This is a genomic window from Rhizobium sp. BK196 (assembly GCF_014193255.1).
GTDB lineage: Bacteria > Pseudomonadota > Alphaproteobacteria > Rhizobiales > Rhizobiaceae > Rhizobium.
Window position 1 is genome coordinate 783,463 of record NZ_JACHZB010000003.1, and the last position, 14,675, is coordinate 798,137.

Annotated in this window: 13 protein-coding genes; 8 read left to right on the forward strand and 5 right to left on the reverse strand. The window is 61.9% G+C overall.

Going from position 1 to position 14,675, the window contains the following annotated elements:
- Nucleotides 1-2: 2 nt before the first annotated feature.
- From FHT78_RS15050 to dxs, 4 genes are all read left to right on the forward strand, one after another.
- Nucleotides 3-254, forward strand: a complete 252-nt coding sequence (locus tag FHT78_RS15050; protein ID WP_003545921.1) for an exodeoxyribonuclease VII small subunit — start codon at nt 3-5, stop codon at nt 252-254.
- An 89-nt stretch (nt 255-343) separates the two neighbouring features.
- Nucleotides 344-1,111 (forward strand): SDR family oxidoreductase, encoded by a 768-nt coding sequence (locus FHT78_RS15055; protein WP_183745233.1) that lies wholly within the window; start codon nt 344-346, stop codon nt 1,109-1,111.
- Nucleotides 1,112-1,201: 90 nt separating this feature from the next.
- On the forward strand, nt 1,202-2,125 hold the full coding sequence (locus FHT78_RS15060) for a pirin family protein (protein WP_183745236.1): 924 nt from the start codon (nt 1,202-1,204) through the stop codon (nt 2,123-2,125).
- A gap of 102 nt (nt 2,126-2,227) precedes the next feature.
- Nucleotides 2,228-4,144 carry a 1-deoxy-D-xylulose-5-phosphate synthase gene (gene dxs, locus FHT78_RS15065; protein ID WP_183745239.1) on the forward strand — a complete coding sequence of 639 codons (1,917 nt, stop codon included), beginning with the start codon at nt 2,228-2,230 and terminating at the stop codon, nt 4,142-4,144.
- A 24-nt stretch (nt 4,145-4,168) separates the two neighbouring features.
- On the opposite strand, the gene FHT78_RS15070 is transcribed toward dxs, so the two are convergent.
- On the reverse strand, nt 4,169-4,495 hold the full coding sequence (locus tag FHT78_RS15070) for an Atu4866 domain-containing protein (protein ID WP_183745242.1): 327 nt from the start codon (nt 4,493-4,495) through the stop codon (nt 4,169-4,171).
- A gap of 2 nt (nt 4,496-4,497) precedes the next feature.
- Nucleotides 4,498-5,235, reverse strand: a complete 738-nt coding sequence (locus tag FHT78_RS15075) for an SDR family oxidoreductase (RefSeq protein ID WP_183745245.1) — start codon at nt 5,233-5,235, stop codon at nt 4,498-4,500.
- A gap of 173 nt (nt 5,236-5,408) precedes the next feature.
- Here FHT78_RS15075 and FHT78_RS15080 point away from each other — a divergent pair, with 173 nt between their 5' ends.
- Nucleotides 5,409-6,284 (forward strand): AraC family transcriptional regulator, encoded by an 876-nt coding sequence (locus FHT78_RS15080; RefSeq protein WP_183745248.1) that lies wholly within the window; start codon nt 5,409-5,411, stop codon nt 6,282-6,284.
- Nucleotides 6,285-6,348: 64 nt separating this feature from the next.
- Here FHT78_RS15080 and FHT78_RS15085 read toward each other — a convergent pair whose 3' ends face one another.
- Complete coding sequence (locus FHT78_RS15085; protein ID WP_183745251.1) at nt 6,349-8,295, reverse strand: methyl-accepting chemotaxis protein; 1,947 nt, start codon at nt 8,293-8,295, stop codon at nt 6,349-6,351.
- A gap of 309 nt (nt 8,296-8,604) precedes the next feature.
- On the opposite strand from FHT78_RS15085, the gene FHT78_RS15090 reads away from it, so the two are divergent.
- Together FHT78_RS15090 and FHT78_RS15095 are read left to right on the forward strand one after the other, a co-directional pair.
- Nucleotides 8,605-9,351, forward strand: a complete 747-nt coding sequence (locus FHT78_RS15090) for a TlyA family RNA methyltransferase (RefSeq protein WP_183745254.1) — start codon at nt 8,605-8,607, stop codon at nt 9,349-9,351.
- Complete coding sequence (locus tag FHT78_RS15095) at nt 9,348-10,598, forward strand: class I SAM-dependent RNA methyltransferase (RefSeq protein ID WP_183745256.1); 1,251 nt, start codon at nt 9,348-9,350, stop codon at nt 10,596-10,598. The genes FHT78_RS15090 and FHT78_RS15095 overlap by 4 nt, the downstream gene beginning before the upstream one ends.
- Nucleotides 10,599-10,811: 213 nt before the next feature.
- On the opposite strand, the gene FHT78_RS15100 is transcribed toward FHT78_RS15095, so the two are convergent.
- Both FHT78_RS15100 and FHT78_RS15105 read right to left on the reverse strand, forming a co-directional pair.
- Nucleotides 10,812-11,564 carry a crotonase/enoyl-CoA hydratase family protein gene (locus FHT78_RS15100; RefSeq protein WP_183745259.1) on the reverse strand — a complete coding sequence of 251 codons (753 nt, stop codon included), beginning with the start codon at nt 11,562-11,564 and terminating at the stop codon, nt 10,812-10,814.
- A gap of 10 nt (nt 11,565-11,574) precedes the next feature.
- Nucleotides 11,575-13,350 carry an acyl-CoA dehydrogenase gene (locus FHT78_RS15105; RefSeq protein ID WP_183745262.1) on the reverse strand — a complete coding sequence of 592 codons (1,776 nt, stop codon included), beginning with the start codon at nt 13,348-13,350 and terminating at the stop codon, nt 11,575-11,577.
- 306 nt (nt 13,351-13,656) lie between these two features.
- On the opposite strand from FHT78_RS15105, the gene FHT78_RS15110 reads away from it, so the two are divergent.
- The gene (locus FHT78_RS15110) at nt 13,657-14,649 is read left to right on the forward strand and encodes a transporter (RefSeq protein WP_183745266.1); all 993 of its coding nucleotides are present in this window, start codon (nt 13,657-13,659) and stop codon (nt 14,647-14,649) included.
- Nucleotides 14,650-14,675 lie beyond the last annotated feature (26 nt).

Here is a 14,675-nt window from a genome sequence, read left to right on the forward strand (position 1 = left end):
GAATGACTGACAGCGCCAAGCCGGAGGTTTCCGGCCTTTCCTTCGAAAAGGCGGTTGCCGAACTCGAAAGCATCGTTGCACGCCTCGAACGCGGCGACGTGGCGCTGGATGAATCCATCGAGATCTATGAGCGCGGCGAAGCGCTAAAGAAGCATTGCGAGACACTGCTTTCGGCCGCCGAAAACCGCATCGAGAAGATCCGCCTCGACCGCGCCGGCAAACCGCAGGGCGTGGAACCGCTCGACGGCGCTTGAAGCGCGTACCGAAACTCCCTTTCAAGACACTTGGCGACCGGCTTCCGGCCGATCTATGATCCCTCGATAAACATCAAGGGAACAGCAAGATGACGGACAGATTGAAGAGCAAGGTTGCTATTGTCTCGGGTGGTGCGACCGGCATGGGGGGTGCTGCCTCGAAGCTCTTTGCGGCCGAGGGTGCGCGTGTCGCCATTATCGATCGCAATGGCGAGGCGGCGGCGAAAACCGTCGATGAGATCCGTGCTGCCGGCGGCGAGGCCGACTACTGGACAGCCGATGTTTCCGAAGAAGGAGCCGTCAACGAAGCGGTTGCCGGCGTTGAAGAGCGCTATGGCCCGGTCACGGTGCTTTTCAATCATGCCGGCACGATCGTCATCAAGCCTTTCCTGGAAACCACGCTGCAGGAATGGGACTGGTTGCACGCCGTCAACGTACGCTCGATGTTCCTGATGACCAAGGCAGTGCTGCCGAAGATGATCGAAGCCGGCGGCGGATCGATCGTCTGCACCTCGTCGATCTCGGCGGTTGCCGCCACGCCGATGGAAGTGCTCTACGACACGACGAAGGGCGCAGTGCATATGTTTGCGCGCGCCATCGCGGTCGAATTCCGGGACCGCAATATCCGCTGCAATGCCGTCTGCCCCGGCTTTATCCGCACACCGCATGGCTTGCGCGAGGTGAAGGAATTGCAGGCGCATGGTGTCGATGTGTCGGATGCGGCAATTGCCGCCCAGCAGGGCCGGATCGGTGAACCTGAGGATGTCGCCCGTGCGGCGCTCTATCTTGCCAGCGATGAATCGATCTTCGTCAATGGGGCGCATCTTTTCGTGGATAATGGCTTCACGGCGATCTGAGCGCTCGCCGCTATCTGACAAACTGGCCCTTTCGCCACAGACCGGCAGACGCTATCTGTGGCTCCAGGCCGTTGTGATCGGAGACCCGCCATGTCATTTTTCCCCGGTAAAGATCCCCTCCCCGGCGATGCCTTCGCCTGCGACGCGATCGAAAACCTGATCATTCCACGCACCAGCGATATCGGCGGTTTCCAGGTGCGGCGCGCCCTGCCGACGCGTCAGCGCCGTCTCGTCGGGCCTTTCATCTTCTTCGACCGCATGGGGCCGGCCATCCTGAAACCGGATGAGGCGCTCGACGTGAAGCCGCATCCGCATATCGGACTTTCGACCGTCACCTATCTCTTCGACGGGGAAATCCGCCATCGCGACAGTCTCGGCACGGAAAAGGTCATCCGCCCTGGTGATATAAACCTGATGACAGCCGGCCGCGGCATCGTGCATTCGGAGCGCACGCCGGACAATCTGCGCGGCCATCCGCTCTCCATGTCCGGCCTGCAGACGTGGCTGGCGCTGCCCGACGACAAGGAGGAGATCGATCCTTCCTTTGCCCATACCGAAAAGACTGATATGCCGCTGATCGACGATGGCGGGGTGACCGGCCGTGTCGTCATCGGTTCGTTCGAAGGACTGAATTCGCCGGTCAAGGTCTTCACCGATACGCTTTACGCCGATATTTCCCTGCAGCCGGGCTCGAAATTTCCCTTCGGTGCGGCGCATGAGGAGCGCGCCGTCTACGTGCTTGCGGGCGAGGTCGTCGTTGCCGGCGACAGGTTCGCGGCGGACCAGCTTCTCGTCTTCCGGCCAGGCGATGCGATCACGCTCGAAGCCGGCACCGAGGGCTGCCATCTCATGCTGTTCGGAGGTGCTGCCCTCAACTCGAAACGCTACATATGGTGGAATTTCGTATCTTCCTCGAAAGAGCGGATCGAGAAGGCCAAGGAGGAGTGGCGCACCGGCCGCTTCGATATCGTTCCCGGTGACGAAGAGGAATTCGTGCCTTTGCCGGAGGGCTGAAGTGCTCTAAGGTGAAAAACTTGCGGTTATGCAAATGCAGTTGTTCTGCCGCAATTCAATCGAATAAAGCAAAGCCGATCAGTCAAAGAAGAGCGCCCGCCCGTGACACAATCCCCGAAGACCCCGCTGCTCGATCAGGTCACCTATCCGGCCGACCTGCGCAAGCTCGAGGATCGCGATCTGCCACAGCTTGCACGCGAAGTGAGGGACGAGATGATCGATGCCGTTTCCCGCACCGGCGGGCATCTCGGCGCCGGTCTCGGCGTGGTGGAGCTGACGATCGCCATTCACAGCGTCTTCAATACGCCTGACGACCGGCTGATCTTCGATGTCGGTCACCAATGTTATCCGCACAAGATCCTGACTGGGCGCCGCGACCGGATTCGGACGCTGCGCCAGGAAAACGGCCTGTCTGGCTTCACCCGCCGGGCCGAAAGCGAATACGACCCCTTTGGCGCCGCACATTCCTCGACCTCGATTTCGGCCGGCCTGGGCATGGCGGTCGCTGCCGATATCGACAAGACGGATCGCCGCGTGATCGCCGTTATCGGTGACGGGGCGCTCTCGGCCGGCATGGCCTATGAGGCCCTGAACAATGCCGGCGCGCTCGATGCCCGCCTGATCGTCATTCTCAACGATAATGACATGTCGATCGCCCCTCCGACCGGGGCGATGAGCGCCTATCTCGCCCGCCTTGCTTCCGGGCGCACCTACATGGGCTTCCGCGATTTCGGCAAGAAACTGACGGCTTATCTCGGCAAGAACGTCGACCGCGCGATCACCCGCGCCGTCGAGCATGCCCGCGGTTATGTCACCGGCGGAACGATGTTCGAAGAGATGGGCTTTTACCATATCGGGCCGATCGACGGTCATTCCTTCGATCACCTTCTGCCGGTGCTGCGCAACGTGCGCGACAACGCCAACGGCCCAGTGCTGATCCATGTCGTGACGCAGAAGGGCAAGGGGTATCCGCCGGCGGAAGCCGCCGCCGACAAGTATCACGGCGTCAACAAGTTCGACGTCATCACCGGCGCGCAGGCGAAGGTGAAGCCGAATGCGCCGAGCTATACCAATGTCTTTGCCGAGACGCTGATCCACGAAGCCACGCTCGACGACCGCGTCGTCGGCATCACGGCCGCCATGCCGACTGGCACCGGCCTCGACAAATTCGCCGAGATCTTCCCGTTACGCTGTTTCGATGTCGGCATCGCCGAACAGCATGCCGTGACCTTCGCGGCCGGTCTTGCCACCGAAGGTTTCAAACCGTTTGCAGCGCTCTATTCCACCTTTCTGCAGCGCGCCTACGACCAGGTGGTGCATGACGTGGCGATCCAGGGCCTGCCCGTGCGCTTCCCGATCGACCGTGCCGGCTTCGTCGGTGCCGACGGGCCGACGCATGCCGGCTCCTTCGATACGGCCTTCCTAGCCACCCTGCCCGGATTCGTCGTCATGGCAGCGGCCGACGAAGCGGAGTTGAAGCATATGGTGCGCACGGCAGTCGCCTATGATGCCGGCCCGATTTCGTTCCGCTATCCGCGCGGCGAAGGTATTGGCGTCGACATGCCGGAGCGCGGCGAGATCCTTGAAATCGGCAAGGGCCGCATCGTCAAGGAAGGCACGAAAGTCGCGCTTCTCTCCTTCGGCACACGGCTTGCCGACTGTCTGCTGGCGGCCGAGGATCTCGATGCCGCAGGTCTGTCAACCACGGTTGCCGACGCCCGCTTCGCAAAGCCGCTCGACCACGCCCTGATCCGCCAGCTTGCGCGCCATCACGAAATCCTCATCACCGTAGAAGAAGGTTCCGTCGGCGGTTTTGGCAGCCAGGTCATGCAGTTCATGGCGATGGATGGTCTTCTTGACCGCGGGCTGAAGGTGCGCACGCTCGTCATGCCCGATATATGGATGGAGCAGGCAAAGCCGGAAGCGATGATCGCCCATGCCGGGCTCGACCGCGCCGGCATCGTTTCGACCGTCTTCAACGCGCTCGGACGCGGTGTTGCGGTCGGTGTTGCCGGCTAAGGCACATACCGACCCCGCCTCTCTCTAATCCGGCTTCCTGCCGTCACGGTAGAAGATCATGCCGCCGTGATGCAGCACGCCGTCGATGAAATCGCCGTCGGCGGTGAAGCCGGTATCGTCCCAGTATTCGATATGGTCGCCGGTGACTTGATAGCGGCCTTGATAGGCACTTTTTCGTGCGCCACGCGCTTCGTCATAACGGCCGTTCGACAGGAGTTCCTGGCGGATATGGCCGTCGCCAGTGATCCACATGCCGAGATAGGGATGGTTCTGCATGGTCGTTTCCTCTGAAAAAGCGGATGAGGCGGCAAGCGAAAAGACCGCCCCGACAAGGACCGAGCGGATCGCCATGGTCACATTCCCACGCTCAAGGTCGGGCGGACGGTGATGTCATTCACATCGACGTCCTCGGGCTGCTCGATGGCGAAGCGGATCGCACGGGCGATGGCATCGGGCTTGAGGGCAATCTCCCGGAAGGAGACCATGGCCTCTGCCGAGAAGGGTTCGGTGATCGTCTCGGCCAGTTCGGATTCGACGACGCCGGGATAGATGCAGGTCACGCGCAGCTTCTTGTTTTCCTGGCGCAACCCATCGGAAATGGCCCGCACCGCATATTTCGTCGCGCAATAGACGGCAGCGGTCGGCACGACCGAAAGACCTCCGATCGAGGAGATGTTGATGATCTGCCCGCGCTCCTGCGCGTTCATGATCGGCAGCACGGCGGCGATACCGTAGAGGACGCCTTTGATATTGACGTCGATCATGCGATCCCATTCCCCGACCTTGAGCGAGGATATCAGCGACAACGGCATGACGCCGGCATTGTTGACCAGCACGTCGATGCTGCCGAAAGCGTCCACTGCTGCCTTTGCGAAGGCCTCGACATCGGCCCGGTCGGTCACATCGAGCGCCCGGAATTTCACCGTGCCGCCGCCCTCGCGAATTTCCTCCGCCAGCTGTTCCAACCGGTCGGTGCGACGCGCGCCGATCATCAGCTTTGCGCCGGCGGCACCCAGTTCGCGTGCAGTACCGGCACCAATGCCGCTGCTGGCGCCCGTGATCAGAACCGTTTTATCCTTGATACTAGTCATGTCTTTTCCCTGTGCCTCCATGATGATCGGAGCCGGATGCTGCCGACCCATGTGCATGAGATTGGGCCTGAGGGGCGGAAACCGGTAGCAAGCTTCTCCGGATTTCTTGCACGATCTTCCGAAAGCAGCCGAGAGTACTTGGCATTTGCCACGTCCCGGTTCATGCTGCCTGCATGGAAAAGATCGCCGAACTAGCAGAATTGATCGATCGCCACACAGGCACGGACGGCAGCTTCGACACAGCGCTGCCGCGTGTCGGCATCATACGATCCTCCGCCCGCACAGAGCCGATCCACACGCTCTACGAGCCCTCCTGCTGCATTGTGGCGCAGGGGCGAAAACGCGCGCTCATCGGCGACATCGCGCATGTCTATGATGCCGCGCATTATCTCGTGGTCGGCGTCGACCTGCCCGTTATCGGTGCGGTCGTCGAGGCGAGCGCCAACCGGCCCTATCTGTGTCTGAGGCTGCAGCTCGACCGCAGGCTGCTGGCCGAGATGCTTCCTGCCGTCCACGGAAGACTGCCGGAAAGCCCGGCGGCGGGGGTCAGCGCGACGACGCCTGAACTGATCGATGCAGCCGCGCGCATGCTGCGGCTGCTCGATACGCCTGACGATGCCGAGATTTTGGCACCGCTGATCGAGCGGGAAATCCTCTATCGTCTCATCCGGGGGCCGCAGGGCGCACTCTTGCGGCAGATCGCCAATGGCGAAAGCAGGCTCAACCAGATCGGCCGGGCGATCGATTTCGTGCGGAAGCACTTCAGCGAGCCCTTCGCGATCGAGCATCTGGCTTCCGTCGCAGGGATGAGCGCCTCATCCTTCTATGAGCATTTCAAGATGGTGATGGCGATGAGCCCGCTGCAGTTTCGCACCCAGCTTCGCCTGCAGGAGGCGCGGCGGCTGATGGTGACCGAGGGGTTGAGCGCTGCCGAGGCGGGTTTCCGCGTTGGGTATGAGAGCCCATCGCAGTTCAGCCGCGATTATGTCCGCGTGCATAGTATCCCGCCACGGCGGGATATCGAGCGGCTGCGCGCCTCCGCCGGGTAAGCGCAAAGAGAAAGGGCGGCACTGAATGCCGCCCTGCCCTTTTTCGTTTCCTAAGAGATCGTTCTCAGAACTCGGTCCAGTCTTCCTGGACGACGGCAGCAGCTGCGGCTGCCGGCTTGCCACCGAACGCCTTGCTAATCTTGCCGGCGAGCGCGCGGGCCGGAGAAGCGACCGGGCGGGACGCGGTGGTTGCTGCGACGGTTCTCTGGACCGGAGCGGCAGCCTGGACGCCGAGCTTGAACTGGCGCAACAGGTTGTCGAGAGCCGAGGCCTCCTGGGCGAGCGCATGGCTTGCAGCCGTCTGCTCTTCGACCATGGCGGCGTTCTGCTGAGTGCCCTGATCCATGTTGTTGACGGCGGTATTGATCTCCTGCAGGCCGATCGATTGTTCGCGGGTGGCCGTGACAATCGCCCCGACGTGACGGTTGATTTCCTGGACTTCGGCAACGATCGCTTCCAGCGCCTTGCCGGTTTCGCCGACGAGACCGACACCGGAATTGACCTGTTCGCTCGACGTGTTGATCAGCGCCTTGATCTCCTTGGCGGCGTTTGCCGAGCGCTGGGCGAGTTCACGCACTTCCTGGGCGACGACCGCAAAGCCCTTGCCGGCTTCACCGGCGCGGGCGGCTTCGACGCCGGCGTTCAGAGCAAGAAGATTGGTCTGGAAGGCTATATCGTCGATGACGCCGATGATATTGGAGATCTCGCCTGAGGACTTTTCGATCTGCTGCATGGCCGCAACCGCCCTGCGGACGACTTCGCCGGACCTCTCGGCGCCGAGGCGCGTGCGTTCGACGAGATTGCCGACGTCTTCGGCGCGTTTAGCGGAGTCACGCACCGTGGTCGTGACCTCTTCGAGAGCGGCTGCGGTTTCTTCAACGGCAGCGGCCTGCTGTTCGGTACGGTGGGCTAGATCGTCGGCGGCGGAGCGGATTTCACCGGCGCCGGCGTTGATCGCCGAAGCGTTGCGGCCGACGGACTGCAGGGCAGCCTGCAGCTTTTCGACGGCATTGTTGAAGTCGTTGCGCAGGCTGTCGTACTGCGGCGCGAACGGGGTGTGGATGCGGGCTGCGACATCGCCAATGGCAAGGCCTGCAAGTCCACCGGCCAGCGCTTCGACGGCGAAGCGAATCTCGCCTTCTTCGCGGGCTTTCTGCTCGTCGCTCATCTGGCGCTGACGCTCGGCTTCGCCGCGCATGCGGTCGGTTTCTCCGGCAAGCCGCTGCTTTTCGATCGCAGCTTCCTTAAAGACCAGCACGGACTGCGCCATGCGCCCGACTTCGTCCTGGCGGCCGGTTGCCGGGACTTCGATATTGTGGTCGCCGCCGGCCAGCCGGTCCATGGCGGTCGTCATGCCGACGATCGGGCGAACGATGGTGCGCGACAGAGCCCAGGCCAGAGCGGCGGCGGCAACGGCGGCGGCAATGCCGCCGGCCAGAAGCGTGGTCTTGAGATCGCTGTTGGCTTCAAGCCGAGCGGCAGCAAGTGCAATGGACTTGTCGCGGGCGAGAGACTTGATCTTGGCGGAAGCGGCGCGGAAGCCGTCGAGCTGGCCCTTGGTGGCGTTGACGCCGATCTTTACGACGTCTGCTATCGGGGTCTCGGTTTCCTTGCGGGCCTTAGCCTGCGGCTCGGCGAGCTCGTGAAAATAGAGGTCTGCGGCCTTCTGCATGTCATCGATCATCGAGACCAGCTCGGGCTGGGAGGCGGCAGTCTGCTTGGCTGCGGCAATCGCCTTCAGCATGCGCTCGCGATTGGCAAAAATATCGCCATAGGTGCTGTCGCTGCGGAAGAGGATGAAGCCGCGCAGGTTGACGGCCTGTTCGAGCATGGCCTGCAGAGCGTCGTCGATCTGGTTGACCAGAAGCTCGGATTTTTCCTGTTCGGCGGAAGCGCCCGCCGAGGTGGTTGCCTTGGAATAGACGAAAGCGGAAACGGATACGAAAATAAGAATGAGTGCTGCGAACGTGGCCGCAAGCTTACCGTTCAAAGATATGTTTCGAGCGAACATCGGTCATTTCTCCTGGCGACATCAGGCGCGACAAGGGCGACCACGCAAGTGCGCAGCCACAAGACTTCTTGATGAGGAACATGATCGGCGGGAGGACGCGGGAGCCTTCATGGCACCAAGCGATTCAATAGCGAACCGCTGCAATCAAACGGAACCTATGCGGGTGGGATTTAAAATTGTTTAAATTTGTGCGCCGCAGCGCAGGTTGGGTTAGATAATTGCGGCTCCAATGAGGAGGAGCCGTGCCGGCATGTCCGCGATGCTAATAAAATGCTTGCAACCGGCGGCTTTGCCGGTCATTCACAGCCAATGTCCGATCAGAACAGCCAGCGCCTCGACCAGCTTCTCGTCACCCTCGGCCTATTTGCGAGCCGTTCGCGGGCACGGGATGCCGTATCGCGCGGCACCGTCAAGGTCGCCGGCAAGGTGGTGACGAAGGCCGGCGCCGTCTTCGGCGCCGATGCGACAATCGAGATCGACGACCCGGCGCAGGATTATGTTTCGCGCGCAGCATTGAAGCTGGTGGCGGCATTCGATCACTTCGGGCTCGATCCGTCGGGACGGCACTGTCTGGATGTGGGCGCCTCGACCGGCGGCTTCACGGAAGTGTTGCTGGAACGGGGTGCTGCGCATGTGACGGCAATCGATGTCGGCCACGGGCAGATGCATCCGAGAATATCGGCCGATCCGCGCGTGACGAACGTAGAGGGGCTGAACGCCCGCAACCTGACGGCTGAAGATATCGGCCACGCGGTGGATTTCATCGTCTCCGACGTTTCCTTCATCTCGCTAAAGCTCGCGCTTGCCCCGGCACTCGATATCGCAGAGCCCGGCGCCCTTGCCGCAATTCTCGTCAAGCCGCAGTTCGAGGCAGGACGCGAGGCGATCGGCAAAGGCGGGCTCTTGAAGGACCCCGCTTCCGGACCGGATGTGGCAGCAGAGCTGGCGCGATGGTTCACCGAGGATATGGGCTGGAAGAGTTTCGGGCTCATCCCCTCGCCTATTTCGGGCGGAGACGGCAATCAGGAATTTCTATTGGCAGGGACGAAAGCGTGAGCACGGAAACGATCACCATCGACAGGCTTGGCGCACAGGGCGACGGCATTGCCAACGGCAATAACGGACCAGTCTATGTGCCCTTCACGCTGCCGGGCGAGACGGTCGCGATCGCCCGCGTCAAGGACCAGGGCACGGTGATGTCGATCGCCTCTGCCTCCCCCGACAGGCAGGAGCCGCCTTGTCGGCATTTCGGGCCTGACGGCGTCAACGGTACATGCGGCGGCTGTACGCTTCAGCATATTGCGGATGCGCCCTACCGCGCCTTCAAACGGCACCTCGTCATCGATGCGCTGAGGTCCAAGGGGTTGACGCCCGAGGTCAGCGAGATCGTCGCTGCCCATCCCGGCGAGCGGCGGCGGGTGGTCTTTGCGGCGCGAAAGACCGAAAAAGACATGCTTGTCGGATTCAACCAGGCCGAAAGCCATCACATCGTCGCCATCGAGGAATGTCCGATCTCGTCGGCAGGGATCATCTCCCGGCTGCCGGCGATCAAGGCTGTCGGGGCGGCAGTCGCGACCAATGCCGATGCCTTCCGGATTGCGGTTCTGGAAACGCTCTCCGGTCTCGATATTGCGGTAGAAGGCGTGAAAAAGCTTTCCGACCAGCAGCGCCGCAAGGCGGTCGAGATCGTGCTCGGCCTTCGGGGTATCGCCCGCGTTTCGCTCGATGGCGAAATTCTCATCGAGCCTGCGAAACCGATCGTCGAATTCGGCGGCGTTCAGGTTTCCCCGCCCGCCGGCGGCTTCACGCAGGCGACGAAATCGGCTGAAGAGGCGATGGCGAAGCTCGTGCTTGCCCATGTCGGCAAAGCCAAGCGGATCGCCGATCTCTTCGCGGGCGCGGGCACATTTTCGCTGCAGCTTGCCCGTCTCGGCCGCGTGCATGCCGTCGAGGGCGACGGCAAGGCGATTGCGGCGCTCGACCATGCAGCTCGCAACACTCAGGGGCTGAAGCCCGTGACAGTCGAAAAGCGCGATCTCTTCCGCCGCCCGCTGATGACCTCGGAGCTCAAGGCCTATGACGCGGTCGCCTTCGATCCGCCGCGGGCGGGCGCAGAATTTCAGTGCAAGGAATTGGCACGTTCGATCGTGAAGAAGGTTGTTGCGGTAAGCTGCAATCCGGTCACGCTTGCCCGCGACCTCGCGCTCCTCGTCGAGGGCGGATACCGGATCACCTCGGTCACGCCGATCGACCAGTTCCTCTGGACCTCGCATGTCGAGGTGGTGGCGACGCTGGAGAAATAGCCACCTCGGGACTCGCGACCGTGAACGGTTTCGCAGCGCGGGGGTTAAGCGCGCTGCGAACTGCGAGGCTGTGGGTAAATTTCGGACAGGGGGTTCGTACGAAACACGTCCCGCGTCCGGACGGTTGGGGGATCCGTCCTCGGTTCAATAATTAGATTATGCTTAAGAGAGGCTTAAATTGGCATATGATAATAACCACTGATTTTTAGGGGCTCAGCGACGCATGAAAGCCTCGAAGGCGGCGCGAGCTTCTGCGCTTTTAAGGCGTGCGGCGAAATGGCGAGCCTCTTCATCGATACGCGTGATGACCTCTTCCCGCGGGCCGCGAATGAGGTCACGGGCGAGCCTCAGCGCTTCCGGCGGTTTGGCGGCAAGCTTCGCGGCCGTAGCCAGCGTCTGGCTTTCCACCTCTTCCGGCGCCGTCACCTTCCAGATAAGGCCGGCTTGCCTCGCATCCTCGGCCGTGAAGGCCTCACCAGCAGCGAGCATGGCAAAGGCGCGCTGATAGCCCATGATGCGCGGGGCGATTAGGCTGGAACCCGCTTCCGGGACCAGCGCCAGATCGACGAAGGGCGTGCGGAACTGGCTGCGATCGGAGGCAATCGTCAGGTCGCAATGCAGGTTGAGCGTCGTACCGATGCCGATTGCGAGACCGTCTACGCCCGAGACGAGCGGCTTTCCGGCATTGGCGAGGGCGTAGAGGAAATCGATCAGTTCCTGGCCCATGCCGCCGCCCATTGCCGCGGCGAGGAAATCGCCGATGTCGTTTCCGGCAGAAAAGCAGCCTTCGCCGCCGAGAAAGACCGTTACCCTGATGCCGGCATCGCTGTTTGCGGCATTCAGGGCATCCGTCATCGTACGATACATGGCGCGGGTAAAGGCATTCTTCTTTTCCATCCGATTGAAGCGGATGATCTGGACGGCCGGATGTTCTGCGGATCGCGCGATGATGATGGAATCGCTCATTGTCAGCTCCTCAGGCAAGGGCGGTGCGGGCAGCGGCGAGGCTATCGGCGCCGTTGACGACACGGTCTTTCAGCGCCGCCGTTTCGGACAGAAGGTTTTCCGCAGTAAAGCGGCAGAGCGCGATGCGGCTCTCGCCTACCCCGTCTTCGGTCCGGGCAAGGCCCCCCTTGGCAAGATAGCAGCCGGTCAGCGCAAGGCCGAAAAGACGCTGAAAGGGCGTCGCGCCCGACAGGGCCTCGGCGGACCTGCCCTCGGCAAGGCGGGCAAGAAGCCAGCTAGTCGCCTCCTCCAGATCGGCAAGGGCGGAATCCAGCCTATCGGCCGTCGCGCCGAAACTGTCGAGGTTTGAACTGCGGACAGCCTCAGTGATCGCCTTCAGCTCGACGATGAAGCCCTTGACCTGATTGCCATCAGACAAAGGCAGCTTGCGGGTGACGAGGTCGATCGCCTGAATGCCGTTCGTGCCTTCGTAGATCGGGGCGATGCGGGCATCGCGCAGATAGCGGGCGGCACCCGTCTCCTCGATGAAGCCCATGCCGCCGTGCACCTGTATACCGAGGGAGGCGACGTCGACGCCGGCATCCGTCGCGAAGGACTTGGCGATCGGCGTCAGCAATGCAGCGCGCTCCTGCCAATGTTCGCGCCGCTCATTGGCGCGATGGGCCATGTCGATCGCGTGCGCGCAGGCATAGGTGATGGCGCGCGAACCCTGCGTCAGCGCCTTCATGGTGAGCAGCATCCTGGTAACATCGGGATGTTGGATGATCGGGCTCATGCCGGAGCCGCTCCAGCCGGGCGCCTTGCCCTGCATACGCTCCTTCGCATAGGCGATCGCTTTCTGCGTCGCCGCCTCGCAGATTGCCACGCCCTGCATGCCGACAGCGAGGCGGGCGTTATTCATCATTGTGAACATGCAGGCGAGGCCCTTGTTCTCCTCGCCGATCAACCAGCCGACAGCGCCCTTTCCGCCGAATTTGCCGTCGCCATAGATCATGGTGCAGGTGGGCGAGCCATGAATGCCGAGCTTGTGTTCAAGCGAATGACAGTGGAGATCGTTGCGGGCGCCGAGAGAGCCGTCGTCGTTGACGAGGAATTTCGGCACGAGAAAGAGCGAGATGCCGCGCGTACCATCAGGCGCATCCGGCAGACGCGCGAGTACGAGATGGATGATGTTTTCGGCTGCGTCGTGCTCACCCCATGTGATGAAGATTTTCTGGCCGAAGATACGGTAGCTGCCATCTTCGCGGCGTTCGGCGCGCGCCTTCAGCACCCCGAGATCGGAGCCTGCATGCGGTTCGGTCAAGTTCATGGTACCGGTCCATTCGCCAGAGACCATGCGCGCAAGATATTTTTCCTTGAGAGCGGCACTGCCATGAACGTTCAGCGCTTCGATGGCGCCCATGGTCAGCGTCGGGCAGAGGGCGAAGGCCATGGAACCGGAATTCCACATTTCCAGCGCTGCGACATTCAGCATATGCGGCAGGGCCTGGCCACCGAATTCTTCCGCCGCCGTCAGGCCGTTCCAGCCGCCTGCTGCCCAGTTGCGGTAGAGATCGCGCCATCCGTCTGGCGTTTTCACCTCACCGTTGGAAAGACGGGCGCCTTGGCGATCGCCGATGTCGGCGAGAGGGGCGATTTCCTCCGTGGCAAATCGTCCCGCCTCGGCAAGGATGGCTTCGACGAGATCCTCGCCGAGATCGCCCAGTAGACCGTCGTCGATCGCCTCCGCCATGCCGGCAACATGCTTCAGCGTGAACGCGATCTCCTCGACGGGCGCCTTATACATCTTATTTCCTCCGCATTCAGCTCACGCACGGCAAAGCCGGTGCATAAGCGCCTCCAACCGAAGAGCTAATTGATTTTTACGTAAACGTCAATTTGATTTCCGTCGATTACCTATCGAGAGCGCCTTTTCGCTTGTGCACTTGCACAAACAAACGTCATGGAGAATCTCTAAGCGTGTCGCGATCGTTCAGATCCGCCGCCGGCAGCAGGTTTTTGTTTTAAGGCATGCCGTTATCGCAAACCCGCTGCACAGTTTGCGCGACATGCTCTAGTAGGATTGATCGCTTTCGCGAGAGGATCGACAATAATGGATACCTTGCCTGCCAACATACCCGGCCTCGTTTGGGCCTATCGTTTCTCGCCGGAAAGCAAGAAGGCCACGCGGCTGCAAAACAGCGCGACGGCCGCGGAGCTGACTGCAGACCAGGGTTTCTATTGGCTGCATCTCAACCTTGCCGATGCCCGAGTGCCCGCCCTGCTCGACACGCTCGGCGTGATGGATGACGCCAAGTCGGCGCTGACCACGCGCGACACGCACGCGGTCCTGACTGTCGACGAACAGATGCTCTACGGTACGCTGGTGGACTGCCAGCGCGAATTCGATCAGGACACGGCCGATCTCGGCTGGCTGCATTTCGCCATCTCCGACCGTTTCATCATCACCACGCGCCTGCAGCCGCTGAGAAGTGTGGAACGAACGCGTGTCATGATCGAGAAGAATCCCGCCAAGTTCACCCGGCCCGTCGACCTCTTCGAGCTGCTTGTGACCGAGTTCCAGCGCACGCTGATCTCCGTCGTCATGGAGCTCACGGAAGAGCTCAACCTGATCGAGGACTTCGTCTACGACAACGCGCCGCGTGACGAACGCCGCAGGCTTGCTCCCGTCCGTCGCACGATCGTGCGCTTGCATCGCCACCTGCGCACGGTCCTTGCGCTGATGCGGCGAGCGGCAGCCTCCGACGAAGACGAAATGCCTTTCGGCTTCGACGATATTGCCGGACGACTGACAAGCCGGCTGGAGACAGTCGATCACGATGTCTATGCGCTGCAGGACCGGGCAAGGCTGCTGCACGAAGAAATCGATTCCAAGCTCTCCTCGGAGACGAACCGCCACCTCTACATCCTGTCGATCATGACGGCCTTCCTGCTGCCGCCGACGCTGGTGACCGGCTTTTTCGGCATGAACACAGCCAACCTGCCCTTCGCCGTCGGAGACTACGGTACGGAATATGCTGTGGGGCTCATCCTCGCCTCCATCGCCTTGGCCTGGTGGCTCTTGAAGCGGGTGGATATCCTCTAAATAAAAACGCCCGGCTGGATGGCCGG